This is a genomic window from Streptomyces sp. NBC_01669 (genome assembly GCF_026339735.1).
Lineage (GTDB): Bacteria > Actinomycetota > Actinomycetes > Streptomycetales > Streptomycetaceae > Streptomyces > Streptomyces yanii.
Genome location: NZ_JAPEQG010000001.1, coordinates 3,390,250 through 3,413,746 on the forward strand (window position 1 = coordinate 3,390,250; position 23,497 = coordinate 3,413,746).

15 protein-coding genes are annotated in these 23,497 nt (G+C 71.6%); 3 read left to right on the forward strand and 12 right to left on the reverse strand.

Annotated features, from left to right (window positions below):
* Positions 1 to 36: 36 nt before the first annotated feature.
* Both OG972_RS14850 and OG972_RS14855 read right to left on the reverse strand, forming a co-directional pair.
* Positions 37 to 3,438: an ATP-dependent DNA helicase gene (locus tag OG972_RS14850; protein WP_266981765.1), complete on the reverse strand. Its 3,402-nt coding sequence runs from the start codon at positions 3,436 to 3,438 to the stop codon at positions 37 to 39.
* Between the two features lie 209 nt (positions 3,439 to 3,647).
* Positions 3,648 to 4,100, reverse strand: coding sequence for an MGMT family protein (locus tag OG972_RS14855; RefSeq protein WP_323135871.1), 453 nt, complete (start codon positions 4,098 to 4,100; stop codon positions 3,648 to 3,650).
* A 236-nt stretch (positions 4,101 to 4,336) separates the two neighbouring features.
* On the opposite strand from OG972_RS14855, the gene OG972_RS14860 reads away from it, so the two are divergent.
* The 3 genes from OG972_RS14860 to OG972_RS14870 all read left to right on the forward strand — a co-directional run bounded on the left by OG972_RS14860 (position 4,337) and on the right by OG972_RS14870 (position 10,522).
* A complete protein-coding gene (locus tag OG972_RS14860) occupies positions 4,337 to 7,084 on the forward strand; it encodes a lysylphosphatidylglycerol synthase domain-containing protein (protein WP_266981767.1) in 2,748 nt (915 codons plus the stop codon).
* A 135-nt stretch (positions 7,085 to 7,219) separates the two neighbouring features.
* Positions 7,220 to 8,830 (forward strand): alpha/beta hydrolase, encoded by a 1,611-nt coding sequence (locus tag OG972_RS14865; RefSeq protein WP_266981769.1) that lies wholly within the window; start codon positions 7,220 to 7,222, stop codon positions 8,828 to 8,830.
* A 111-nt stretch (positions 8,831 to 8,941) separates the two neighbouring features.
* The gene (locus OG972_RS14870; RefSeq protein ID WP_266981771.1) at positions 8,942 to 10,522 is read left to right on the forward strand and encodes an alpha/beta hydrolase; all 1,581 of its coding nucleotides are present in this window, start codon (positions 8,942 to 8,944) and stop codon (positions 10,520 to 10,522) included.
* A 159-nt stretch (positions 10,523 to 10,681) separates the two neighbouring features.
* Here OG972_RS14870 and moeZ read toward each other — a convergent pair whose 3' ends face one another.
* The 10 genes from moeZ to OG972_RS49250 form a co-directional block, all read right to left on the reverse strand.
* A complete protein-coding gene (moeZ, locus tag OG972_RS14875) occupies positions 10,682 to 11,860 on the reverse strand; it encodes an adenylyltransferase/sulfurtransferase MoeZ (RefSeq protein WP_266981773.1) in 1,179 nt (392 codons plus the stop codon).
* A gap of 85 nt (positions 11,861 to 11,945) precedes the next feature.
* The gene (locus OG972_RS14880) at positions 11,946 to 12,758 is read right to left on the reverse strand and encodes a spherulation-specific family 4 protein (RefSeq protein WP_266981775.1); all 813 of its coding nucleotides are present in this window, start codon (positions 12,756 to 12,758) and stop codon (positions 11,946 to 11,948) included.
* The gene (locus tag OG972_RS14885) at positions 12,746 to 13,711 is read right to left on the reverse strand and encodes an NAD(P)-dependent oxidoreductase (RefSeq protein WP_266981777.1); all 966 of its coding nucleotides are present in this window, start codon (positions 13,709 to 13,711) and stop codon (positions 12,746 to 12,748) included. The genes OG972_RS14880 and OG972_RS14885 overlap by 13 nt, the downstream gene beginning before the upstream one ends.
* Positions 13,712 to 13,895: 184 nt before the next feature.
* Entirely contained in the window at positions 13,896 to 14,936 is a 1,041-nt protein-coding gene (locus OG972_RS14890; RefSeq protein WP_266990489.1) for a hypothetical protein, read from the reverse strand.
* Positions 14,937 to 15,798: 862 nt separating this feature from the next.
* The gene (locus OG972_RS14895) at positions 15,799 to 17,556 is read right to left on the reverse strand and encodes a glycosyltransferase (protein WP_266981779.1); all 1,758 of its coding nucleotides are present in this window, start codon (positions 17,554 to 17,556) and stop codon (positions 15,799 to 15,801) included.
* A 190-nt stretch (positions 17,557 to 17,746) separates the two neighbouring features.
* Positions 17,747 to 19,423 (reverse strand): ABC transporter ATP-binding protein, encoded by a 1,677-nt coding sequence (locus OG972_RS14900; protein ID WP_266981781.1) that lies wholly within the window; start codon positions 19,421 to 19,423, stop codon positions 17,747 to 17,749.
* A complete protein-coding gene (locus OG972_RS14905) occupies positions 19,420 to 20,409 on the reverse strand; it encodes an ABC transporter permease (protein ID WP_266981783.1) in 990 nt (329 codons plus the stop codon). The genes OG972_RS14900 and OG972_RS14905 overlap by 4 nt, the downstream gene beginning before the upstream one ends.
* A complete protein-coding gene (locus tag OG972_RS14910) occupies positions 20,406 to 21,392 on the reverse strand; it encodes an ABC transporter permease (protein WP_266981785.1) in 987 nt (328 codons plus the stop codon). The genes OG972_RS14905 and OG972_RS14910 overlap by 4 nt, the downstream gene beginning before the upstream one ends.
* A 2-nt stretch (positions 21,393 to 21,394) precedes the next feature.
* Positions 21,395 to 23,119, reverse strand: coding sequence for an ABC transporter substrate-binding protein (locus tag OG972_RS14915; protein WP_266981787.1), 1,725 nt, complete (start codon positions 23,117 to 23,119; stop codon positions 21,395 to 21,397).
* Between the two features lie 231 nt (positions 23,120 to 23,350).
* The gene (locus tag OG972_RS49250) at positions 23,351 to 23,446 is read right to left on the reverse strand and encodes an Ms4533A family Cys-rich leader peptide (RefSeq protein ID WP_323135872.1); all 96 of its coding nucleotides are present in this window, start codon (positions 23,444 to 23,446) and stop codon (positions 23,351 to 23,353) included.
* Positions 23,447 to 23,497 lie beyond the last annotated feature (51 nt).

Below are 23,497 nucleotides of genomic sequence, written 5' to 3' on the forward strand. Positions count from 1 at the left end.
TGTGGTTCGACTCGACCGGCCGGAGCCGCAACCCGGTCACTCCAGGATGTGGCGGCCCTCGGGCTGAGCGCTGCACGAGGCCCGGAACGTGCAGTGGGTGCAGTGCTGCCCGGTCGTGGGTGTGAAGCGTTCGTCCAGGACCCGGCCCGCGGCCGTGGCCAGCAGGTCGGAGACCCATTCGGTGGTGGGCGGTTCCTGGGCCTGCACCTTGGGAAGGGCGTCGCCGCCCTCCTTCTTCGGGGCCGGCTGCCGCAGTTGGACGAGCTCGGCGCCACCGGGGACGGGGCGGTGGCCGTCGAAGATCTCGTCGACGGCCCCCTCCCGGACGGCCAGCTGGTACACGGCGAGCTGGGGATGGCGGGCGACCTCGTCCTTCGTCGGGGACTGCTTGCCGGTCTTGAAGTCGACGACGTACGCACGGCCGTCGGCGTCCCGTTCGACGCGGTCCATGGAGCCGCGGATCCGTACCTCGTACTCCCCCGCTTCGAGCGTCACGTCGAAGTCGTGCTCGCTCGCGGCGGAGGTGCGGCCGGTGCGGTCCATGACATGCCAGCGCAGAAAGCGTTCGAGGGCGACCCTCGCCTGCTCCTTCTCCTGCTGCGACTTCCAGGGGGCGTCGAAGACCAGCCCGTCCCAGACCGAGTCGAGGCGCTCCATCAGGACCGCCAGGTCGGCGGGGGTACGGCCGGAGGCGACCTCGTCGGCGAGTACGTGCACGACGTTGCCGAAGCCCTGCGCGGCCGTCGCCGGGGCGTCCGCCTTCACCTCGCGGCCGAGGAACCACTGCAGGGCGCAGGTGTTGGCCAGCTGGTCCAGTGCGCTGCCGGAGAGCGCCACGGGGTGGTCCCGGTCGCGGAGCGGGACGGCCGAGCGGGTCGGCTCGTACAGCCCCCACCAGCGGTACGGATGGGCCGACGGCACGAGCGGCTGGTCCTCGTCGTCCGTGAGCGCGGCCAGCCGGGCCAGCCGGTGGGCGGCCTCGTCGCGCAGGGCGTCGGAGGCGTCCGGGTCGACGGTGGTGGCGCGCAGCTCGGCGACGAGCGCGGCGACGGCGAGCGGGCGGCGCGGGCGTCCGGTGACGTCGCGCGGTTCGATGCCCAGCTCGGTGAGGAAGCGGGACGGCTGGTCGCCGTCGTCGGCGGGGGCCTTCACCGCGGTGACGATCAGTCGTTCCCGTGCGCGGGTCGCCGCCACGTAGAAGAGGCGTCGTTCCTCGGCGAGGAGGGCGCCCGGGGTGAGCGGTTCGGCAAGACCGTCGCGGCCGATCCGGTCCGCTTCGAGCAGCGAACCGCGGCGGCGCAGGTCCGGCCAGAGCCCCTCCTGCACCCCGGCGACGACAACCAGCCGCCACTCCAGCCCCTTCGAGCGGTGCGCGGTCATCAGCCGTACGGCGTCGGGGCGTCCGACCCGCTTGGAGAGGGTGTCGGCGGCGATGTCCTGGGCGTCGATCTCTTCGAGGAAGTTGAGCGCGCCGCGGCCGCCGGTGCGTTCCTCGGCGCGGGCCGCGGTGTCGAAGAGTGCGCAGACGGCGTCGAGATCGCGGTCGGCGTTGCGGCCGCCCGCGCCGCCGCGCAGCGCGGCGCGTTCGAGCCGCCCCGGCCAGGGGGTGCCCGCCCACAGCTCCCACAGGGCCTCTTCGGCGGTGCCGCCGCCTTCGAGGAGTTCGCGTGCCTTGCGCAGCAGCGCACCGAAACGCTGGGCACCGCGGGCGTACGCGGGGTCGTGTGCGACGAGGCGTTCGGGTTCGGCGAGCGCGCGGGCCAGCAGCTCGCCGGAGGGCGGCGGTACCCGGTTCCCGGCGGCCCGCTCCTCGTCGCGCAGCGCCCGGCCGAGCCGGCGCAGATCGGCGGCGTCCATGGAGCCGAGGGGGGAGGTGAGGAGGGTGAGGGCGGTCTCGGTGTCGAGCCGGGGGGCGGCGGGCCCCTCGGACGCAGGGGCGGCGCCGTCGTCCGGGGCCGTCGGCTCCGCAGCCGTCGTGCGGTGCAGCGCGGCCGTGGCGACCGTGCGGAGGGCGGTGAGGAGCGGGGTCACAGCGGGTTCGTGGCGCAGCGGGAGGTCGTCGCCGTCGACCTCCAGAGGCACGCCCGCCGACGTCAGGGCGCGGCGCACCGCGGGGATCGTGCGGCCCCCGGCACGTACCAGCACTGCCATCTCGTTCCATGGCACGCCGTCCTCCAGGTGGGCGCGGCGCAGCAGGTCGGCGATGTTGTCCAGCTCGGTGGAAGCGGTCGGGTAGGTGTACGTCTCGACGCGCCCGCCCTCGCGTACCGCGGCGAGCTCCCGGTGGGCGCGGACCTTCGCCGACGGCAGCCGGGTCAGCGGCATCCGGCGGGTGAGCAGCCGGGTGGCGGCCAGCAGCTGTGCGCCGGAGCGGCGCGACGTGGTGAGGACGCCGACCGGGGCCGGGCGGCCGTCCGCCCGCCGGAACGTCTCCGGGAAGTCGAGGATGCCGTTCACGTCGGCGCCCCGGAACGTGTAGATCGACTGGTCCGGGTCGCCGAAGGCGATCAGGTCCCGGCCGCCACCGGCCCTCGGCGCGCTCCCGCGGTTGCCCGCCAGCGCGTGCAGCAGCCGCACCTGCGCCGGGTCCGTGTCCTGGTACTCGTCGACGAACACCGCGTCGTACGCCCCGGCCAGCACCGCCGACACCTCGGGGCGCTCGGCCAGGAGCACCGCCCGGTGGACCAGCTCCGCGTAGTCCAGCACCCCCTGCGCGTCGAGCACGTCCAGGTACTCGGCGAGGAACGCTGCGGCCGCACCCCAGTCCGGGCGGCCGGTGCGGCGCGCGAAGTCGGCGAGGGCATCCGGGCCGAGGCCCAGCTCGCGGCTGCGGGCGAGCACCGCGCGTACCTCGTCGGCGAAGCCACGCGTGGTCAGGCAGGCCCGCAGCTCGTCGGGCCAGCGAATGTGCGCGATGCCCTCCTGTTCCAGTTCGAGCTGGCCGGCCAGGAGATCGCGGACGGTGACGTCCTGCTCGGGTCCGGAGAGCAGCCGCAGCGGGTCGGCGAAGAGGTCGGCGTCCTGATGGGCGCGGACCAGTGCGTAGCAGAAGGAGTGAAACGTGGTGGCCTGCGGGCCGCGGGCGGCACCGAGCCGGGCGGCCATCCGGTCGCGCAGCTCCACCGCCGCCTTGCGGCTGAACGTGAGGACCAGGATGCGGGCCGGGTCACCGCCCCTGGCGACGCGGGCGGCGACCGCTTCGACGAGCGTGGTCGTCTTGCCGGTGCCCGGTCCGGCGAGGACCAGCAGCGGGCCGCCGGGGTGATCAACCACCGTCTGTTGCGCTGCGTCCAGAACAGGGGGGTCCACGGAACCCGGCGGGGTACGCACCAGTCGGTACGCACCCGTGGTCCTCCCCCTACGCCCCTGCGGGCGTGGGGGGACCCCCTGCCGTGCCTGACGGTGCGGACTGTGCCGGGTGAAGGAGGAGGAGCTCACGTGGATCGCCGGTCCTGGGGGGTGTGCTGATGGTGAGGGGGCGGGGGTGCCTGCCGCGAACTGTCGACGCTACGCCAGCGGGGGCGTGGGATGCGGCGGGTCCACTGCGTCGAACGTCACGTTCCGCGTCGCACGGCAGGTCACGCAGGTTTTCTCGTCCATCGAACGGGCCCGGCTCTGCCCGTCATGGGGCCGAATGGCGGAAGCTGTCAGGTGTGAGCTCCCCCGACCCCGTCCTGGTCCCCGTCCCGGTCGGTGCCCCCGTCCCCACCGGTCATGCCGTCCCACCGCGCACGCTTCATGTCGAGCCGCGGCAGATGGCCCTCCGCGCTGCGCGGGGCCTCGCGCAGCGGGGTGCTCTCCTCGTGGTAGTGGTCCAGCGCCCGCAGCTCGTGACCGGGCAGCAGCGCCCCGTCGGCCCGCACCACCCGCCACCACGGCGCCGCCGCGCCGTACAGCGCCATGACCCGGCCGACCTGGCGCGGGCCGCCCTCCCCCAGCCACTCCGCGACATCGCCGTACGTCATGACGCGGCCGGGCGGAATCAGGTCGGCGACATCGAGCACGCGTTCCGCGTACTCCGGCAGTGCGTCGTACTCCGGCGACGCGTCGGGCGCCCGGTCGCCCCTCGCCCCGTCGCCGCTCGTCCGGTGTTGGCTCATCCGGCCCATGGTGCCGTACGCCACCGACAGTCCGGCCCGGTCCCCGGCCGATGGACGCGTAGGCGTGCATTCACTGAGTGTGCACGCAAGGGCAAAGGGGCGTATCTTGCGCATCGCGCGACCGTGCAGTGCACCCTGACACCCCCCTCTGCCCCCGGGCCGTGCCACCATCATGCGGGCGGTGAGCGGTGATACGAGACCACGAAGACCAATCAGAGGCGACGAAGGAGCAGGGCGTGCAGCCACCGAAGGCGGCCGACGCCTCTGACGCCGAGCGGCGCCCGGAAGAGCCGCGGGAGCAGCAGGGGCCGACGCTGAAGCGCGAGGAGCGGGAATCCGCCCCGCACCGTCTGGTCGGCTCCACCCTCTCGACCGTCGCAGAGGCCGAACAGGCCGACCGGGTCTCCGGTGACGAGCCGCTGCTCCCCGCCCGGGTGCACCGCCCCTCCGACCTCATGCGGCTTCTCGTCGGTCTCCTGGCGATCGTCGTCCTGCTCTCCATCGCCGCCTTCGCCCACGGCACGACCACCGGTCTCGAACACGACATCAACAAGGGCACGGACCAGGCACCCGACGTTCTGATCAAGCTTGCCGGCCTGGTCTCCAGCATCGCGGTGCTGCTGGTCCCCGTCGCCTTCGCCATCGAGCGGCTGATCAAACGCGACGGGCTGCGGATCGCGGACGGTGTCCTCGCCGCCGTCCTCGCCCACGGGGTGACGCTCGCCACCGACCTCTGGGTCGCCAAGTCCGCCCCCGGCACCATTCAGGACGCCCTCACCCAGCCTCAGCCCGGTGCCGCGCTCACCGATCCCGTACATGGCTATCTCGCACCCGTGATCGCCTACATGACGGCGGTCGGGATGGCGAGACGGCCGCGCTGGCGGGTCGTGCTGTGGGTGGTGCTGCTGCTCGACGCCTTCGCCATGCTGGTGGGCGGCTACACGACCCCGTTCTCGATCGTCCTCACCGTGCTGATCGGCTGGACCGTCGCGTACGGCACGCTGTACACGGTCGGCTCGCCGAACGTCCGGCCGACCGGTCAGCATCTGATGGCCGGTCTGCGTCACGTGGGCTTCCGCCCGGTCACCGCGATGCGCGCCGAGGACACCCCCGACTCCGGCGACCCGAGCGACCGGGGCCGCCGCTATCTGGTCTCCCTGGAGGACGGTCCACCGCTGGATGTGACGGTCGTCGACCGGGAACAGCAGGCACAGGGCTTCTTCTACCGGGTGTGGCGCAGACTCACCCTGCGCGGCATCACCCAGCGCCGGTCCATCCAGTCGCTGCGCCAGGCCCTGGAGCAGGAGGCGCTCCTCGCGTACGCAGCGATCGCCGCCGGAGCCAACGCCCCCAAGCTGATCGCCACCTCGGAGCTCGGTCCCGACGCCGTGATGCTGGTGTACGAGCACATCGGCGGGCGCTCCCTCGATGCGCTGGAGGACGTGGAGATCACCGACAACCTGGTGCGCGGCGCCTGGCGGCAGGTGAAGGCGCTCCAGTCCCGGCGGATCGCGCACCGCAGGCTCACTGGCGACGCGATCCTGGTGGATCGTTCGGGCACGGTGTTCGTGACCGATCTGCGCGGCGGTGAGATCGCGGCCGGTGATCTGTTGCTGCGGATGGACATCGCACAGCTGCTCACCACCACCGGTCTGCGGGTGGGGGCCGAGCGGGCTGTCGCGACGGCGCTCGAAATCCTCGGCCCCGATGCCGTGGCGGACTGCCTGCCGCTGCTCCAGCCGATCGCCCTCAGCCGCTCCACCCGGGCGGCGCTGCGCAGGCTGGCCCGCGAGCGGTCGCAGCGCGAGCGCGAGGCGGTGATCGCGGCGTCGGACGCGGCAAAGCTCGCCAAGGCCCAGGAGGCACAGGCGTCGGTCCCTGCCGACCGCAAGGCGCTCCGCAACGAGAAGCAGGCGGAGAAGCGCGCGGAGAAGCGCGCGATAGACGATGCCCTGGACGAGGCCCGGGAGGAGGATCTGCTGACCCAGATCCGCCGCCAGGTGCTGCTGATCCGGCCGCAGGCACCCGTGGAGCCGGTCCGTCTGGAGCGGATCAAGCCGCGCACGCTGCTCAGCTTCATCGCAGGTGCGATCGCCGCGTACTTCCTGATCTCCCAGGTCACGGAGGCCGACTTCGGCGCGGTCGTCGAGCAGGCGGAGTGGGGCTGGGTGGCGGCGGCGCTCGGGTTCTCGGCGCTCAGCTACATCGCGGCGGCGATGAGTCTGCTGGGGTTCGTGCCGGAGCGGGTGCCGTTCGTCAAGACCGTGCTGGCCCAGGTGGCCGGTTCGTTCGTGAAGATCGTCGCGCCGCCCGCGGTCGGCGGCGTGGCGCTGAACACGCGGTTCCTGCAGCGTTCCGGGGTACGCCCGGGGCTCGCCGTCGCGAGTGTCGGCGCCTCGCAGCTGTTCGGGCTCGGCTGCCACATCCTGCTGCTGGCCGCGTTCGGATATCTGACCGGGACCGAGAAGACTCCGTCGTCGCTCACTCCGTCCCGGACGGTGATCGCCGGACTGCTGACGGTCGCGGTGCTGGTCCTGGTGGTGACCGCGATCCCGTTCCTGCGGAAGTTCGTGGTGACGCGCGTGCGGTCGCTGTTCGCCGGGGTCGTACCGCGCATGCTCGATGTCGTGCAGCGCCCGCAGAAGCTGTTCACCGGTATCGGCGGCATGCTGCTGCTGACCATCCTGTTCGTGATGTGCCTGGACGCGTCGATCCGGGCGTTCAGCGGTCCCGATGTGCCGCAGCTCAGCTACGCGAGCATCGCGGTGGTCTTCCTCGCCGGCAACGCACTGGGGTCGGCGGCGCCGACGCCGGGCGGTATGGGTGCGGTCGAGGGCGCGCTGACGCTTGGACTCATCGCGGTCGGTCTGCCGAAGGAGGTCGCGGCGCCCGCCGTGCTGCTGTACCGGCTGATGACCCTGTGGCTGCCGGTTCTGCCCGGCTGGCTCTGCTTCAACCACCTCACCCGCAAGGGCGCCCTCTGACACGCCGCCGCCCCTGTGGAAAACCGCCCATCGGGGAGACCCTCCACGGCCCCTGCCCCGGGTCATCCCCACCGGGGCCACCCACTTGGACCGGTGTCCCGCGCGCTGCCCCGCGCGCCGTCGCACGATGGGGCGATGAGGACCTCCCCTGCCCTGCGCGCCGCGGCCCTCGCGGCCACCGCCACCGTTCTGCTGCCCCTCACCGCCTGTTCGGACAACAGCGGCAACGAGGCCACCGGTACGGACCGTACGAAGAACTCTCCGCACGCGGCGAACGCCGCCGACCCATCCGGATCGGCCGACCTGGCCTCCCAGAAACTGACATGGAAACCCTGCCCCGCCCCGTCCGCGGCGCAGGGCGGCGGAACCGCCCCGTCCCCGCTCCCCGGCGGCGCCGCCTGGGAGTGCTCCTTCATGAAGGTCCCGCTCAATTACGCGAAGCCGGACGGCAACACGATCTCGCTGGCGCTGATCCGCGCCAAGGCCGTCAACCAGAACAAGCGAATCGGCTCGCTCATCTTCAACTTCGGCGGCCCCGGCGCCTCCGGCGTCGCCACGCTGCCCGCCTTCGGCCCCACCTACGCCAACCTCCGTACCCGTTACGACCTGGTGAGCTTCGATCCGCGCGGGGTCGGCCGCAGCTACGGGGTGAAGTGCGAGAACGACAAACAGCTCGACGCGCGCTTCCAGAGCGACGCCACCCCGGACGACGCCGCCGAGGAGAAGGCCCTCCTCAACCAGCAGAAGATGTTCGCCACGGCCTGCGAGAAGAACTCCGGCTCCGAACTCCCCTACGTCGGCACCACCAACGCCGCCCGCGACATGGATCTGATGCGCCAGGTGCTCGGCGACGACAAGATGCACTACTTCGGCATCTCGTACGGCACCGAACTGGGCGGCGTCTACGCACACTTGTTCCCGGAGAAGGTCGGCAGGGCGGTGCTCGACGGGGTCGTCGACCCGACCGAGGACTACGAGCAGTCCTCCCTCGGCCAGGCGAAGGGCTTCCAGCTGGCGCTGGACAACTTCACCCAGAACTGCGCGGATCGCGGCGCCGCCTGCAAGCTTCCCGGTACCACCGGGAAGGAGGTCGAGCAGGGGATCGCCGAACTTCTCGACCGGCTGGAGAAGCAGCCGATCCCGGGGCTCGGATCCCGGCAGCTGACGCAGTCCCAGGCCACCACCGGAATCGCGGCCTCGCTCTACTCCAGGGAGACCTGGTCACTGCTGGAACAGGGGATCGACGAGGCGGACGGCGGGAACGGCGCGCTGCTCCTGGCTCTCGCCGACTCGCTGAACGGCCGTTCCCAGAACGGTCGGTACGACAACACGACGGCCGCCAACGCGGCCATCAACTGCGCCGACTCGAAGCAGCGGTTCACCGTCGACGGGACAAGGGCGCTGATCCCGGAGTTCCAGAAGGCGTCGCCGGTCTTCGGCGACTATCTGGGCTGGGGTCTGATGCAGTGCACCGACTGGCCGGTCGCGGGTGCGTGGAAGACCCCGGACGTCAGCGCTCCCGGCGCGGCGCCCATCCTGGTCATCGGCAACACGGGCGACCCGGCGACCCCGTACAAGGGCGCAAAGGCGATGGCGGATGAGCTGGGCCAGGGCGTCGGGGTGCAGATGACCTATGAGGGCCAGGGGCACGGCGCGTACAACAGCGGCAACGCCTGTGTGAAGAAGACGGTGGTCAGCTACCTGTTGGACGGCACGGTCCCGGCGGCCGGTACCGTCTGCCGCTGAAGCTGTCGGCGGCGGCGCCCAGGGCCCCCTTCCCCGGATCACGCCGGGCTCACGGGCCCCGGCCTGCCGCCGCACGCCGTACGCACAGGCACCAAGGGGAGGGACGTACACGTGGTCCACCATGCACGCGCCGGAGCGCTGGCCGCTGCCGCACTGCTGTTCACGGGGGTACTCGCGGGCTGCGGCGGGGGTACGGGCCCGACGTCGGACGACAAGGCGAGCGCCGGCGCCGCGCCCTCGTCCACCGGATCGTCCAAGGCATCGGACGGGAAGCCGGCCCTGCCCGCCCTGCCCGCGTCCCTCACCTCCCAGCGCCCGGACTGGAACCGGTGCAAGGCCCCCGAGGGCGGCACCGCACCCGGCGTCGACTGGCGGTGCGCGACGGTCAAGGTGCCGTTGAACTACTCGGAGCCGGACGGCAGGACGATCGGGATCGCTCTGATCCGCAAGGAGGCCCGGGACAAGAGCCGCCGACTCGGCTCGATGCTGTTCAACTTCGGCGGCCCCGGCGGTTCCGGCGTCTCGATACTGCCGCGCGCCGCCGGATCGTACGGGAAGCTCAACGCCCGCTACGACCTGGTGAGTTTCGACCCGCGCGGGGTCGCGGCCAGCGCCGGCGTGAACTGCCGCACCGACCGGGAGCAGGAGGACGCCAACCGGAAGGTCGACATGACTCCGGACACGGCGGCGGAGGAGGCGGCCTTCATGAAGGACGGCGCGGACTTCGGCGCCGGCTGCGAGCGCCGTTCGGGCAAGGTCCTGCCGTACGTCGGTACGACGAACGCCGCCCGGGACCTGGACCTGATCCGCCAGGTTCTCGGCGACAGGAAGATGACGTACTTCGGCATCTCGTACGGTACGGAGCTCGGCGGGACGTACGCGCACCTCTTCCCGAAGAACGTGGGACGCACGGTCCTCGACGCGGTCGTCGACCCGACCGCCGACACGATCGGGCACGCCCGCAACCAGACGACCGGCTTCCAGCGGGCCCTGGAGAACTACTTCAAGGACCGCGGCCAGGACCCGAAGGCCGGCACGCAGCGCATCGCCCGGATGCTGGAGCGGATCGACAGGAAGCCGCTGCCGACCGGTTCGGGCCGCGAGCTCAACGAGGCGATGGCGGTCACCGGCATCGTGCTGCCGCTCTACTCCAAGAGCAGCTGGCCCGTCCTGACGAACGCGCTGGACGAGGCGGAGAAGCAGGGCACCGGCAATCTGCTGCTGCAGCTGGCCGACCAGTACAACGGTCGTGACGAGAAGGGACACTACGACACCCAGAACCACTCGCAGCGCGCCATTTCCTGCGCGGACAGCAGCCTCCGGCCGACGGTCGCGGAAGCCAGGGCCCTGCTGCCCGAGTTCCGGAAGCTGTCCCCGGTCTTCGGCCCGTTCCTGGCGTGGGACACGGCCGGCTGGTGCTCCCACTGGCCGGTGAAGGGTGAGCTGGACACCCCGGAGGCGAGCGCTCCGGGCGCCGGTCCGATCCTCGTCATCGGCACGACCGGCGACCCTGCGACACCCTACGAGGGGGCGCAGAGGATGGCGGACGAGTTGGGCAAGGGCGTCGGCATCATGCTCACCAACAAGGGCGAGGGCCACGGCTCGTACGGTGTGAGCAGCTGTGTGACGTCGACGGTGGACGCGTACTTCCTGGACGGGAAGGTCCCCGCGGACGGCAGGACCTGTTCGTGACGGAGTGAACGGAGAAGGGGCCGGCCCGCATGACGCGGACCGGCCCCTTCGAAGCTTTTCGCCTCTACTGCCGCGACCGGCGATGTTTGCCCCATGAGGAGTGTCGTCCGAGCGTGCGTGCCGGGCGGCGCGACGGGGCAAAGCGTGCCGGGAGGGGCACTAGTACACCGGCTTCTCGGGCTCGATCTGGTTGACCCAGCCGATCACGCCGCCACCGACGTGCACCGCGTCGGCGAAGCCCGCCGACTTGAGGACCGCGAGGACCTCGGCGCTGCGGACGCCGGTCTTGCAGTGCAGGACGATGCGCTTGTCCTGCGGGAGGTCCTGGAGGGCGTTGCCCATCAGGAACTCGTTCTTCGGGATCAGCTTCGCGCCGGGGATCGAGACGATCTCGAACTCGTTCGGTTCACGGACGTCGATGATCTCGATCTTCTCGTCCGCGTCGATCCACTCCTTGAGCTGCTTCGGAGTGATCGTGGAGCCGAGCGCCGCCTCCTGGGCCTCCTCGGACACGACGCCGCAGAAGGCCTCGTAGTCGATGAGTTCGGTGACGGTCGCGTTCTCGCCGCAGACCGCGCAGTCGGGGTCCTTGCGGACCTTGACCTGGCGGTACTGCATCTCCAGGGCGTCATAGATCATCAGTCGGCCGACCAGCGGGTCGCCGACACCGGCGAGCAGCTTGATGGCCTCGGTGACCTGGATGGAGCCGATGGACGCGCAGAGCACGCCCAGGACGCCGCCCTCGGCGCAGGACGGGACCATGCCGGGGGGCGGCGGCTCCGGGTAGAGGCAGCGGTAGCAGGGACCGTGCTCGGACCAGAAGACCGACGCCTGGCCGTCGAAGCGGTAGATCGAACCCCACACGTACGGCTTGTTCAGCAGTACCGCAGCGTCGTTGACGAGATAGCGGGTGGCGAAGTTGTCCGTGCCGTCCACGATCAGGTCGTACTGGGAGAAGATCTCCATCACGTTCTCGGCCTCGAGCCGCTCTTCGTGAAGGATCACGTTCACATACGGGTTGATGCCGAGGACCGAGTCCTTGGCGGACTCCGCCTTGGAACGGCCGATGTCGGACTGGCTGTGGATGATCTGGCGCTGCAGGTTCGACTCGTCGACCTCGTCGAACTCCACGATGCCGAGCGTGCCGACACCGGCCGCGGCCAGGTACATCAGGGCCGGCGAGCCGAGACCGCCGGCGCCCACACAGAGCACCTTCGCGTTCTTCAGCCGCTTCTGCCCGTCCATCCCGACATCCGGGATGATCAGGTGGCGGGAGTACCTGCGGACCTCGTCGACGGTGAGCTCAGCAGCTGGCTCGACCAGGGGTGGCAGCGACACAGGAACCTCAACAATGCAGGTGGTCGGTTTCTACGTACTTCATCTACGTACGGTTGTTCTTGCCGTAACACTGCCACGCCCCCTCTCATTCCGAGATACCAGGTCCGATCCGCGAGACGATTTCGTCCCAGTACCCGGGCAGCGCCGCGAATGGATCGGTTTGTCCCCTGCCGCCCCTCCGCACGGTGCGGTCGGTGAAGAAGATCGTGCCCGCGCCCTGCCAGCGGGCGATGCGCATGGCCTCGTCGAGGTGGGTGCGCGGAACACCGTGCACGAAGTGCGCGAAGCGTTCCGGCGGATAGGCGGCGGTCCACTCCGCCACCTGCGACCAACGGTAGTCGGTCCAGGCCCCGGAGAAGGTGACCAGCTGGTCGGCGGTCTCGGCGTAGCCGGGATACGGATGGGTCCCGTGCCCGAGCACCAGCAGCCCGTCCTCGAGGAGCGTGGCGAGCGTGCCGGTGAGGCGGCGGACCGCCGGGAGGTCGGTGCGGTCGGCGGGACACCGGCCCAGGTAGAAGCCGTCGACGAGGTACCAGTCGAGGAAGGACTGCGCCTCGGTGATCAGCTCGTCGAACGGACGGTCACCGTGGGCCAGATCGAGGTGGCCCAGCAGCCGGCCGCCGCCTGCCCGGCCGGTGTCCTGCGCGGTCTCGTCGTCCAGGGCCCGTTCGCGGGCGTTGCGGAGCCGGCCTGCGGCTTCCAGACAGTGCGGGTCGGGCCGGGCGCCGGGACCGGTGTCGATGTTGAGGACCGCCCAGTGCAGGTGGGTGCCGGGGCGGGTCAGTTCGGCCCATTCGGTGGGGGCGAGCAGCGGATGCGCGTAGCCGGGGACGCCGAAGCCGAGCTGCTCGGCGCCGCCGGTCCTCCGTGCCGTTCCGGCACTGGTCAGATGCGGCATGCCGCCTCCATCCAGATGTCGGCGAGGGACTCCTCCAGGTTGATCCGGGGCCGCCAGCCGAGCCGGTCGCGGGCGGTGCGGACGTCTGCCTGCTGCCAGGCGCCGCAGCCGTCGGGGTATGGGGACGGGGTCGCCGAGAGATGTTCGATGACGGACTCGGAGGAGGTGCGGGGAGCGCCGATGGGCATCCGTGCGGGGGGCGTGTCCAGCTCGTGGAGCGCACCCGGGTAGCCCGCGACCTTGGCAAGCACGGCGGCGGCGTCACGGAGCCGTACGGCACGGCCGGTGCCGATGTTGACGACTCCCTGCGCGGCGGAGAGAGAGGCGGCGTGCACGGCGCGGGCGACGTCCCGTACGTCGACGAAGTCGCGCTGCACCCCGAGGCCACTGAGCTTCAGCTCGCCGTCGCCGGACTGCATGGCGCGGCGCATCGCCTCGGCAAGTCGGCCCAGCGGGGAGCCCGCCGGGGTGCCGGGGCCGACCGGCGAGAAGACTCGCAGTACGACCGCGTCGAGGCCGGAGCCGAGGACGAGTTCGGTGGCGGCGAGCTTGGAGACGCCGTACGGCCCACCCGGGCGCGGGATGGCGTCCTCCGCCGTCGAGGAGCCTGGCTGCGAGGGCCCGTACTCCGAGGAGCAGCCCAGCTGGACGAGGCGGGCGCTGCAGCCGCTGCGCCGCATCGCCTCGCAGACGGTGGCGACGGCGACGGTGTTGTGCCGGGTCAGGTCACGGGCGCCGCCGCGGGTGGCGCCCGCACAGTTGACGACGACGCCGGGGTGCACGGCGTCCAGGAACCGAGTGAGTGCTCCGGGGGAACCGCCCGCGAGGTCGAACCGTACGTCGGCGTCGTCGCCACGGCCGAGCGCCGTGAGGTGTACGGCGGGGTCGGCGAGCAGCCGGTCGGCCACGAACCGGCCGAGGAACCCGTTGGCTCCGAGCAGCAGAACCCTCATCGGGTGCCCCCTTCGTGCCGACGGCGGGCTGCCGGTGCGGGGGATTGGGGGGTCATGTCCGGTGTCTCCTTGGGGAGGTGGTGGGCGGTAAGTGCCTGTCGGGTCCAACGGCAGGCGCCGAGGGACAAGGACCCGCGGCGTCGGCTCCGCGGGAGTCGCACACGGAGTGGCTCTTCATCGCGGCTTATGCGGTGGTGTGGGCGGACGCCCTGGAGAGGGCGACGGTGGCGTGGATCAGCAGCCCGAGCGCGGCTGCGCCGCAGGCGATGGCGGCTACGGCTCCGGTGCCGCCCGCCTCGATGACCACGTCGACGGGGCGGGCGAGGACATCGAGGCCGGGCAGCCGCCCGGCCAGGATCAGGGCGGGGGCGGCCGCTTCGACGGCGCAGGCGGCGGCGAGTCCGGTGGTGGCGGGCTCCGGGAAGCCGTGGACGGTCAGCAGCCGGGCAAGCAGGAGGAGTACGCCGAGTGCGGCGGCCGCGACGAGGCTGCCGCCGCCTCCGTACCCGAACTCTGCGAGGCGGAGCAGCCCCGAGAGCACGCAGAGGAAGAGGGCGACGGTCCCGAAGAGGAGGGGGCGCACCCCTGCGGCGAACTCCTCCAGTGCGCGGCTGCCGGTGAGTCTGCGGTGTGCGTGTACGGAGAAGAGGTGCGCGCACCAAGCGGCGGGAGCGACGGCGAGCGCGAGCCCCAGCAGGGGTGCGGGGGTGAGCGCCCAGGGTCCTTCCGGGCCGCCGCTGAGGACCTGATCGAGCAGCGCCTGGCCGAACAGGACGTAGCCGAGGAGCCAGCCCGCGTACAGAGTGGCTGCCGCCGAGGAGCGGCCCTCCGGGGCGCGCAGGGGGCCGCTCCGCAGGCAGAGGCCGAGCCCGAGGAACGCGACGAGTGCCCCGATGAGGGACACGGTGATCCGCGCCCCGCCGCCGAGTGCTCCCTCGGTGAGTTTCAGGACGACGGCAGTCGCGGTGCAGGCCGCACCGGGCAGCAGCGCGAGAAGTGACCACACGACGCGCGTCTCGATGTCGCGCACCGGCGCGGGAGGCACCGCGCGCGCCGGCTCCCCCGTCACGGCGGGCACCCGCGCGTAGAGCTCCTCGGCGAGCGAGAAGACATCGCGGTGCCGGTAACGGGCGGCGGTGCGGTCGGTGACCCCGTGGGCTTCGAGCCCGGCGGCGATCTCCAGCGGGTCGACGGCGCGTTCGCACAGGTCGCGGTGGCGGTGCATGAGGGTCTTCACGGGATCGACGGGCCCACGCCGGGATCCACTGAGCTTGCGTGCGGGGGTGGCACGGGTGCGCGCGATCTCGGGGGCCCGGGGGGTGGGGGCGGGTGCGTCGTCGCTGTCGGGGTGTGTCCGGGCCGGCGTCTGCGTCCGCATCTCGGCCGGCGTGTCGGTCCGCGTCTCGCTCTCGGCCGCATCCAGGACGCAGGCGGCGGGCCCGGCAGGGGTCACGGTCTGCTCGAGAGTTCCGGCCTCGGGCGCTGTACCGGCCTCGGCCTCGAGGACACCGTCCTCGGACGCGCCTCCGCTCTCCTCCACAGCACCGGCGCCCTGCGCGGCGCCAGCGCCAGGCTGTGCGGGCTGTGCGAGCCCTGCGGGGTCCGCACGCACATCGGCGGCTCCGACGCCGGTGATCGCCCAGCCCGTGGCGGCAGGGGACTCGTCGGCGGTCGCGGGGAAGTCGGGTGCCGGACTCCCGGTCACGTCCGGCACCCGCGCCGATTCCCGATCCGACGCCGGGTTTTGCAGCGAATCCGCGTCCGGGTCCCGTTCCTGCGGGGAGTCCGGCCCCCCGGTCGCCCCCCTCATCGGCGAATGCTCCATCACCGCCACCGTTCGCAGCGGTCCCACCCCCGCAAGGCCCGGCAACGCCCCCGCCCCCGTCCCGGGCCGCTCCCAGATCGGGGCGGAAATCTCCGTGACCCGGGGTTCGGAGGCCAGGGCCTCCGAGCCGGGGTCCCAGCTCCTGCCGGTCGTCGTGGTGCCGGGGACGTCGAGCGCCTCGGTCGGGCGGCCGCCCATGGGAAATCCTCCGTGATCCATGCCGAGTCCGCCGGACCGGCTCGTCCTTCTGTCCGTCTGCTGCTCACACATCGCGGTCCGCCGTCCCGAGCGCACCCGCGCACACGCCCTCGGTGACCCAGCTCGGGGTGTGCGCGGGAACCGTCCAGCTGCCCAGGACCTGGGCCTCGGGCGGAGACGCGAACGGGCGCGGGGCGCCGTCCGCCTCCCTGCGCACCGGGGAGTGGGAGATCAGCTCCAGGTAAATGCCGCGAAATGCCGCGAGGTTCTGTTCGACGGTGAAGAGTTCGAGAGCGCGGGCGCGCGCCGCCGCGCCGAGACGTGCACGGCGCTCGGGGTCGCGCAGCAGCGTGACGCACGCGTCGGCGAGCGCCCGGGGGTTGCGCGGGGGCACCACAAGGCCCGTACCGCCGATGACCTCGACGACCGCGCCGACATCCGTCGACACCGTGGCCCGTCCGCAGAACATCGCCTCGACCAGACTGATCGGGAAGCCCTCGACGACGCTGGAGAGGACGACGATCCCGCCCGCCGCGTACGCCTCGGCGAGGTCCGCGACCTCGGCGCCGCCGATGTCCTCGAAGGAGACCGGGTTGTCGCCTACGGCGTGTGCGTCGGCGGCCTCGTCGGGGAAGAGCTGGGCGGCGAGTGCCCGGCAGTGCGCGAGGTACGTGGCGCCTTCCGCGCCCGGTGCCGGTGCGCCGACGATCCGCAGCCGGACGTCCGGTTCGGCCTTCCGTACCTGTGCGAAGGCGTGCAGCAGTGCGATCAGGTCCTTGGACGGCTCTATCCGGCCGACCCAGACCAGGGTGTCGGGACCGCCCTCGTCATTGCTCTCCCCCAGGGCTGCGAAGCGGGCCGCGTCCATGCCGGGGTAGACCGTGCGCAGCTTGGCGCGGTCGGCGCCGCACCGTTCCTGCCAGCGGCGTGCGTGCGTGTTGCCGGGGGTGATGAGCGCGGCCTGCCGGTACACCTCGGTGGCGAGCCGTCCGTGGAACCCGGCAAGCAGGGCGCGTACCGGCGCGCCCAGGGCCGTGCCGGTCGCTGCGAGGTAGTGGGCCCGCAACTGCACGCCGTGCTCGGTGACCAGCAGTGGGACGCCGAAGAAGCGTTTGGCCAACAGCCCGGGCAGGGCCGCTGCCCCGCCGGACGCCGCATGGCAGAGGTCGACCGCACCGAGGCTCTCCTCGTCGTACCAGTCGAGGGAGAGCGGGCGCAGGACGCGGTCCAGTTCCGCGGCGAGAGCGAGGAGGTCGGGGACGGTCGCTGCCTGGACGGTCCGCCCGGTGCCCGGGGCGCGGCAGGCTGCTTCCAGTACGCGCACAGCGGTCTCGGAGCGGAGTGCCGCGGGAAGTCCGCCGTGTTCGCAGGCCAGTTCGGCGAGTCCGTACAGCCCGTCGGTGAACTGTGCGTCGGCGGCGTCGGCCGTCGATCCGCCGTCGCTGCCCTCCGCGGTCGCGTCCGACCTGCAGATCGACGTGCAGATCGACGTGGCGAGTGCCGTGAAGTGCGCCGTGAACCGGCGCCGCTCGCGCCGTCCGTACGACCGCCCGCCCCCTCCGGTCACCAGCCGGGCGAGCAGCCCTTTGGGGACGTGGCCGCCCAGGATGTTCTCGTCGGTCATCCACAGCGGCGCCGTCCGTACCCGGCTGACCTGGAGCGGAAGCTGTACCCAGCCCTGCGCCTCCTGCTCGGCGGAGCGGCTGAGCGCGTAGAGGTCGAACTCGTGCTGCGTCAGCCCGCGCACCAGACGGTCGCACCAGAGCCTGGACTCACCGGTCGCATACGGATAACCACCGTCGGTGAGGAGTCCGATCCGCACGAGCGCAACCCCGATCTTCCTTGTGGGCGGCCGCCGATGGTTTTGGCGACTCGCAGCGGGACGACCGTAAGCGGATATGCCGGTGGCGCGACGGACGGTTGTCCATCGCGCCACCGAAAGGGGTGAACCGTCGTAACTTTCCCGTCCCCGTAGCGTTCTGTCGCGCTACGAGGTGATCGGTCAAGCAGGGTCAGGCTGCGGCCAGCTCCTTGCGGGCCGCCCGGCGCACCGTCGCGAGCGCCGGATCGAGCGCGGGTACGGCGGCGAGGAGCTGCTTGGTGTACGGATCCTGCGGCGCCCCGTAGACCTCGTCGACGCTGCCCTGTTCGACGATCCGGCCCTGCCGCATCACCGCGACCCGGTCGCTGACCTGCCGGACGACGGCCAGGTCATGGGCGATGAAGACCAGCCCGAGCCCCAGTTCCCGCTGGAGTTCGGCGAGGAGTGCGGTGACCTGCGCCTGGGTGGTGACATCGAGCGCGGAGACCGGTTCGTCGCAGACGATCAGCTCGGGGCCGGCGGCGAGTGCGCGGGCGATGCCGACGCGCTGGCGCTGTCCGCCGCTGAATTCGTGCGGGTAGCGGTCGTAACGGTTGGGGTCGAGCCCGACGCGTTCCAGCAGTTCCTGGACACGACTCCGGATCCTGGTGTCGTCGAGCACACCCGCGGCGCGCAGCGGATCGGCGACGGATTCGCCGATCGAGCGGCGCGGGTTGAGCGAGGCGACGGGGTCCTGGAAGACCATCTGGAGCTCGCGCCGGTACGGCCGCAGTGCCTTGTCGGACAGGGAGCCGATCTCCGCACCGCCGTAGTGGAGGCTGCCCCCGGTCGGGTCGAGGAGGCGCACGAGCATCCGGCCCAGCGTCGTCTTGCCGCTGCCGCTCTCGCCGACGATGCCGAGTGTCTCGCCGCGGTGGACGGTGAGGGAGACGCCGTCCACGGCGATGACCCGGCCGCTGCCGCGCCCGAATTCGCGCCGCAGGCCGACGGCTTCGAGCAGCGGCTCGCCACCGCCCGCATCCCGCGGCGCCGGGACCGGCACCGGGCCCTTCACGCCCGGCGCCGCAGCCGGCGTCGCCCGCTTCGCGTCCACCCGCGGCACCGCGGAGAGGAGTTCGCGCGTGTACGGCCGACGGGGCGCACTGAGCACGTCGGCGACCGGCCCGCTCTCCACCTCCCGGCCCGACTGCATGACCAGCACGTCGTCGACGCTCTCCGCCGCGACACCCACGTCGTGGGTGACCAGCAGGAGTCCCATGCCCGTTTCGTGGCGCAGGTGGTGCAGCAGGTCGAGGATCTGGGCCTGGACGGTGACGTCCAGCGCGGTCGTCGGTTCGTCGGCGATCAGCAGCTGCGGCTCGCAGGCGAGCGCCATCGCGATGAGGGTGCGCTGCCGCATCCCGCCGGAGAACTCGTGCGGCCGGGACCGGGAACGCCGTGCCGCGTCGGGGATGCCGACCCGGTCGAGGACCTCCACGGCCCGCGCCCGCGCCGCCCGCCGTGAGGCACGCGTGTGGACCCGGTACACCTCGGCGATCTGGTCGCCGACCGCGTAGTACGGGTCCAGGGACGACAGCGGGTCCTGGAAGACCATCGCGGCCCTCGACCCGCGCAGCGCCCGCAGTTCCGCGTCCGTCGCGGCCTGTACATCCACGCCCGCGACGCGGATCGAGCCGCCGACGGTGGCGCCTGTCCCCCGGTGCAGTCCGAGCAGGGCGTACGCCGACGCGCTCTTGCCGGAGCCGGACTCACCGACGACACCGAGCGCGGCGCCCGCCTCCAGCGTGAAGGAGAGTCCGTCCACGGCCCGGGCGCCCGCCGCGCCGTCGAAGGAGATCGTCAGACCGGAGACCTCGACGAGGCTCATGACAGCACCACCCGACGGTCGGCCATCGCCTGCAGGATGTCCGCGACGGCATTGGCAAGGACGACGAAGAAGCCGGTGACGAGCACCAGGCCGACGACGACCGGAAGGTCGACGTTCTTCACGGCGTCGACGAGTTCACGTCCGACGCCGGGGATGTTGAACAGCGATTCGGTGAGGACGGCGCCGCCGAACATCGAGCCGATGTCCAGCGCGCCGAGCGCGATCACGGGGCCGAGTGCGCCGCGCAGCGCATGCCGCCCGACGAGGCCGCGCTCGCTCACCCCGTATGCGCGGAAGGTGCGCACATGGTCCTCGGCGAGGGTCTCCAGCATGGACGACCGGGTCATCCGGGCGTACGGAGCGGCGGAGACCAGCGCCAGCGAGACCCAGGGCAGCAGCAGGTTCCAGGCCCACTGCTCCGGGTTCTCGGTGAGCGGTACGTAGTCGGGGAACGGCAGCAGTTGCAACGCCGAGCAGAACACGATGATCAGCAGCAGACCGACGACGAAGACCGGTGTGGCCATGCCGGCCAGGGTCAGTCCGGTGAGGATCCGCTCGGTCGCTCGGCCGCGCCGCCACACCGAGAGCAGTCCGGTGCCGACGCCGAGCAGGATCCACAGCACGAAGGCGCCGATGGCGAGCGAGGCGGTGGCCGGGAGCTTGGTGAGGATCATCTGGGTGACCTGCTGGTCGTCCTGGTAGGAGCGGCCGAGGCAGGGGGCCTGGCAGTGCAGGATCCCGGTGCCGGTCGAGTAGTCGCGGCCGGCGAAGATCCCCTGGAGGAAGTGCGCGTACTGCACGTACAGCGGGTCGCCGAGCCGGAGCTGGTCGCTGACCTGCGCCACCTGGGCGGGTGAGCAGCGCGGCCCGCAGGCGATCTGTGCGACGTTGCCCGGGGCGACGTAGAACGCGGCGTAGACGACGACGCTGAGGGCGAGGAGCACGAACAGCGCCCCGCCGAGGCGCCGCAGCAGGAACCGGGTCATCCTCCGGCCTCCTTCTTGCGTCCGGTGCCGATCCGCAGCCGCGAGGCGACGCGCGGGTCGAGTGCGTTGCGTACGCCTTCGCCGAGGACGGTCAGCGCCAGCACGGTGATGAAGATGAGCAGGGCGGGGATCAGCAGATAGGTGGGCGCCGCCTGGTACCAGGTGTCGGCGTCGCTGAGCATCTGTCCCCAGGACGGCGTGGGCGGCTTGATGCCGACGCCGAGGAAGGACAGCGCCGCTTCGACGACGATGTTGCCGGGGAAGAGCAGCACGGCGTACGTGATGACGGGTGCGGCGAGCGCGGGCAGCAGTTCGCGCCGGGCGATCCGCAGGCCGCCCCAGCCGCTGAGCCGGGCGGCGGCCACATGGTCGAGCGACTTCAGCGCGAGGGTCCGGGCGCGCACGATCTTGGAGATGCCGGACCAGCCGACCAGCCCGACGATCACGGCGATCAGCACCGGGCGCGGGAAGTCGGCGGGGACGACGGCGAGCGCGCCGAGCGCGATCACCATGACGGGCAGGGCGACGACGATGTCGGTGACGCGGCTGAGCGCCTGGTCGACGAACCGGTTGCCGAGTCCGGCGGCGAGACCGACGACCACGCCGATGATCACCTGGAGCAGGGTCGCGGCCAGCGCGACGCCGAGCGAGACCCGCGCCCCGTACACGACGCGGGCGAACAGGTCGCGGCCGGTGAGCGGTTCGACGCCGAGCCAGTGCTCGGCGCTGATGCCGCCGAACGATCCCAGCGGTACGCCGCCGGTGGCGGAGTCGACGAGGTTCGCGTGGTACGTGGTGGGGTCCTGGCCCTCGATGCCCGCCAGCAGCGGCGCGGCGAGCGCGACCAGGACCAGCAGGGCGACGACGACGGCCGCCACGACGGCGGAGCGCCGTGCGCGCAGCCGCCGGCGGAACGAGGAGGCCCCGGAGGCGGGGGCCGCCGCAGCGACGCCCGCCTCCTTGACCAGCAGTGCTTCGGCCATGGTTACTTGACCGCGACCTGCGAGATGTCGAGCACGCCGGTCCAGTCGCTGATGACGACGTTCTTGACGGCCTCGCCGTACAGGCGCTTGTAGACCGGGTGGAACAGCGGCACGGTCACCGCCTGCTCACCGATCTTCTTGTCGAGTGCGCCCCAGCGCTTCGCGGCCGCACTCAGGTCGGTCAGCTTGTTGATCTCGTCGACCTCCTTGTTGACGGAGGCGTCGTCGAGCTGGGAGGCGTTGAAGTTGTAGCCGTTCTTGACGATCTGGCGTCCGTCGAAGATCGGTGCGAGGAACGGACCGCCGGACGGCCAGTCGGCGCCCCAGCCGGTGAGGAAGAAACCGGGCTCGCTCTTCACGTTGTAGATCTTGTCCGAGTAGGCGTTGCCCTCCAGGCCCTCCAGCTCGACCGTGATCCCGGCCTTCTTCAGCGCCTCCTGGATCGCGGTGGCGATCTCCGGGCTGGTGGCGAAGTTCTTCTCGTTGGAGTGCGTGAGCGTGATGGTCAGGCCCTTGGCGTAACCGGCCTCCTTCAGCAGTTCCTTGGCCTTGGCCGCGTTGCCGGTCCGGCCGGCCGGGAAGGCGTCGTACGCGCTGTAGCCGAAGGACGGCTGCTCCGGAAGGAAGGTGGTGGCGGGCTCGGCGAGCGAGGAGCCACCGGCCGCGTTGATGACCGAGGTGCGGTCGACGGCGTACGAGATCGCCTGGCGCACCTTCGGGTTGTCGAACGGCTTCACCTTCGGGTTGAAGGCGATGTAGTTCGTGTAGCCGAAGTGGCCGGTGCCGACACGGGAGGCGAGCTTCTTGTCGCCGGTGACCTTGGCGAGCTCGGCCGGCCCGAGGTTGGTGTCGGTGGTGACGGCGGCGGCGTCGGCGCCCCGGGAGGCGGAGAGCCGCTGGTTGATGACGGCGGAGTCGAGTCCGGAGCGTACGTCGATCCGGTCCGGGTACGCCTTGCGCTCCTCGTCGGTGGCGGCCGACCAGAACGTGTTGCGCTCCAGGACGAGGCGTTCGCCGTCGCCCTCGTTCTTGACGACCTTGTACGGACCCGAGGAGATCGGATGGTTCTCGTACTTCGTGCCGGTGTCCTTGGCCTTCGGTACCGGGGTCGTCTGGGTCTGCGTCGCCAGGTAGGGGAACTCGCCCTCCGGCTTGTTGAGGTGGAAGACGATCGTCTTCGCGTCGGGCGTCTCGATCGAGGCGAGGCCCTTCTTGTCCTTGTAGGGGCCCTGGTAGTCGGCGCCGCCGATCAGCCAGTCGCGCAGATAGGGCGCACCGCCGGAGAGTTCGGCAGCGAAGGAGCGCTCGATGCCGTACTTGATGTCGGCGCTCGTGATCGCTGTGCCGTCCTCGTACTTCAGGCCGTCCTTGAGCGTGTACGTCCAGACGGTGGCGTTCTTGCTGGGCGTGCCCAGGTCGGTCGCCAGGTCGGGCACGACCTTCGCGCCGGCCGCGCCGTCCTCCCGGTTGCGGGTGGTCAGCGTACGGAAGACCAGGGACGGGACGTTGCCGCCACCGGAGGTGTACAGCCGCGCGGGATCGAAGTCCTCCTGCGCGTTGCTGTTGAGGACGGTGAGCGTGCCGCCCTTGGCGGGTTTGCCCGCAGCGCCGGAGCCGGCGTCGCTGCCCTTGCTGTCCTGGGGCCCGCACGCGGCGGCGCCCGAACCCACGACGAGAACCACGACGGCCGCTGCCACGCGGCGCGATATGACGGACGGTTGACGCATCGGAAGATGACCTCTCGGAGTACTGCTGACGGAAGAAGGCTGAACGAGGATCCGTGCAGGCAGCAGCGAGGGTGCGAGGTGGGACAAACGGTCAGGGATCAGAATGAACCGGACCAGGGCACCGAAACTGCCGCGCCTGCGGACGGAGTACGCCCGGCGCGGCAGTCGGGAAGAGCCGTTCCCTGCGGGACAGGGCTCGGGAAAGGGAGTCGACGCGCGCTCAGGCAGGCGTCAGCAACAGTGAATGTCGGCGACGCTGTGCCCGGTCACACCGATGAGCGCCAGCTCTATGGCTGCGCGTTCGAAGGTGACGGGGCTGCGTGACATGCCGAGAAATATGCGCGACGGCACCCTTGATGTCAACGCAGAATGAGACGG